Origin of the sequence: Nonomuraea sp. NPDC050786 (genome assembly GCF_040654115.1) — a bacterium.
Taxonomy (GTDB): domain Bacteria; phylum Actinomycetota; class Actinomycetes; order Streptosporangiales; family Streptosporangiaceae; genus Nonomuraea.
On record NZ_JBFAHJ010000073.1, the window covers coordinates 1 to 2,579 of the forward strand.

General features: G+C 68.6%; 2 protein-coding genes and 2 pseudogenes. 1 reads left to right on the forward strand and 3 read right to left on the reverse strand.

Going from position 1 to position 2,579, the window contains the following annotated elements; translation table 11 throughout:
• Window positions 1-107: pseudogene (locus AB0H84_RS53340) on the reverse strand (nitronate monooxygenase); the annotation flags it as partial.
• 149 nt (window positions 108-256) lie between these two features.
• Window positions 257-1,597, reverse strand: coding sequence for an erythromycin esterase family protein (locus tag AB0H84_RS53345; protein ID WP_357622458.1), 1,341 nt, complete (start codon window positions 1,595-1,597; stop codon window positions 257-259).
• Between the two features lie 59 nt (window positions 1,598-1,656).
• Between AB0H84_RS53345 and AB0H84_RS53350 the strand changes: the two genes are divergently transcribed.
• Window positions 1,657-2,208 (forward strand): helix-turn-helix domain-containing protein, encoded by a 552-nt coding sequence (locus AB0H84_RS53350; RefSeq protein ID WP_357622459.1) that lies wholly within the window; start codon window positions 1,657-1,659, stop codon window positions 2,206-2,208.
• A gap of 98 nt (window positions 2,209-2,306) precedes the next feature.
• Here AB0H84_RS53350 and AB0H84_RS53355 read toward each other — a convergent pair.
• A pseudogene (locus tag AB0H84_RS53355) lies at window positions 2,307-2,579 on the reverse strand (nitronate monooxygenase); the annotation flags it as partial.

The following is a 2,579-nucleotide window of genomic DNA, read 5'->3' on the forward strand; positions in this document are numbered from 1 at the left end:
CGGCCGTTGCCGATGCCGCCGGCGGCCAGGACGGGCACGTCCACGGCATCCACCACCTGCGGGATCAGCACCATGGTCGAGATCTCGCCCGTGTGACCGCCGGCCTGCGCTATCTGGAAGGGTGACACACTCTGCGCCTGCCGAATAATCCGTTCACGCAGTTCAAGGCGGCATGTGCGTACTCACAAGTACGTCCCCGAAATCGCGACAGGCCCTGCCGTCGAACAGCCAACGGTGCCAGGTCGGTTGCTCACGCCTATTGGGGCTTGTAGTGGGAGAACACCTCCCGGACCTCCTGGGGAGAGCAGGCCAGTGCGGTCTCGTCGGGGTCGGCGCCGGTGACGTGTGGCAGATGGACGACGATGTCGTACGCGTCCAGCGCGTTTACCGGCGCGTAGAAGGCGCCGAGACCAGCGCGTTGCACGGTAGCGCTCCGGACGGCGCCCGCGTCGGCGGGCGACAACCGCCGTAGGTCGGTGGCGAAGGGGCCGTCGTGGCTGGCGTGCATGAGGGCGTCGAGGCTGCCGGGCTCCGGGGCGGGCATCGGCGCGAAGAGGGCACCGGCCATGAATGCGGCGGCGTCGGAGTTGAGCATGTGGCCGGTTCCCGACGTGGTGCCGATGACCAGGTACTCCTCGCCCAGCCAGTCTGCCAGGTGCATGCCCATGGGGGTCACTGGGTTCACGCCCGGGAGTACGGCGGGCCCGCGCTGGATGTGTGCGTTGTGGGCGGCCAGGACGATCCGGTCGTGCCTGCGCAGAATCCCTTCGACCGTGTCGGCGATCTCGACGTCGCGGTTGTAGAGCACGCTTTGATGGTCACCGCCGGTCATGCCGCGGATGACGGAGTCCAGGGTGAGCGCGTGGCGCATGGAGCGCAGCGCGCGCTCGTATGCCTCGGCGGTGGTGCGCCTGACGTACTCCAGACGCCGGCCCTTCATGCGCGCGGCGAGGCCGGCGAGGCCCGCCGTCAGCGCGTTCTTGGTCTCAGGCGGAAGCTGCGCGTAGGTGGCCATGGTCGCGGGCACGACGAACGGTGACGTCGCGGAGAAGGCCGAGGCCGCCTCCCGGATGGCCGGGTCGGCCTCGAAATCGGGATCGGCCCGCGTGAGGAAGGCGAGCACGGCGTCCAGGGCGGGGATCACAGAGGCGTTCTGGCCCCCCAGGTCAATGCCGTAGAAACCGACTGGGTGCTCGGCGGAGGCGTTGTGCCTGCGCATCCACTCCAGGTGAGTGCCCATCTGCCGCCACAGGCCCATCAGCGAGGTCAGACCGCCCGCCATGACCTCGCCGAGCCGATCGCCGTCATCGTCGCTGCGGACCCAGGCGTCAGCACGCCATCCCTCCGTGAAACCGGTCTCCATCGCGTAGGCGCCGAAACCGTGCCGCTCGGTCAGGTAGCGCAGGAGACGGTGGCGCAGTGCGTAGGACTCGCGGTTGTAGTGCGCGCTCTCACCGATCGCCACCACCCGCGCGTCCCCGATCGCCTCGTCCAGCCATTCGAGATCGTCCAGCGCGGCGACCGGATCGAGCGTGCGCAGAGGGATCACCGCTGCGTCGCTGAGCCGGGCCAGCGGTGTGGTCGTGTGCGTGGTCATCGATGCCCTCCCAATAGTCCCAAGTTTGGGAATAGTACCACCTATGGGAGAATTGGCTCGTGGATACGCTGGAGTTGATCTTGCACCCGGTCCGGCTGCGCATCATGTGGGCACTGTCGGGTGGCCGCACCCGGACCACGTCCGACCTGTGCGAGAGCCTGCCCGATGTGCCGAAGACCACCCTGTACCGGCACGTCGCCATGCTCGCCGACGCCGGGCTGCTGGAAGTCGCCGGCGAGCAGCGGGTGCGCGGGATGATCGAGCGCCACTACCGCCTCCGGCACGACGCCCTTCGCATCGACCCCGAGACGGCCCAGGCCATGTCGAACGAAGACCACCGTCACGGGTTCGCGGTGGCCATGGCGGCGCTGCTCGCCGAGTTCAACGCCTATCTCGACCGGCCGGGAGCCGATCCGGCCGCGGATCGGGTGGGTTATCGGCAGGGGACGTTGTGGCTCAGCCCCGAAGAGATGGAGGAGGTGGCCGGCGAGTTGCTGGAGGTGCTCAGAGCCCGGGCGGGGAACGGGCCCGCACCGAGACGTCGACCGCATGTGATCAGCGCGATCTTCTTTCCGACGGAACAGCGGAACCAGGACGACGGGAGCTCGTGAACTGAGACGATCGAGCCTTGCCAGCCAATTCGTCCCTTGAGGGCGACCCCCAGTGAGCGGCCGCTGTTGCGTTTCCCCTCATCGCCCCCCGGTCGACGTCAGTCCTCGGTGAGGCGCTCCAGTCGCTCCAGGGCCTCGCCGTACTCCTCCACCAGGCCGAACACCACGTCCTTCGTCGACCGCACCTGGTTGGTGATCCCGATGATCTGTCCGGCGGGGAAGGTGGCCAGCTCGGCGACGTCGGAGCGGCCGATGCGGCGCAGGGCGTCCGAGACGAGCATGAACTGCAGGGGCATCGGCAGCGTGCCGGGCGACTCCTCCGACTCCCACGCCTCCGTCCACTCGTTCTTGAGCAGCCGCGCCGGCTTGCC

What these genes read in the sequence shown, in the direction of transcription:
- AB0H84_RS53345 (WP_357622458.1), bottom strand. Translation starts at nt 1,597, where the DNA reads ATGACCACGCACACGACCACACCGCTGGCCCGGCTCAGCGACGCAGCG.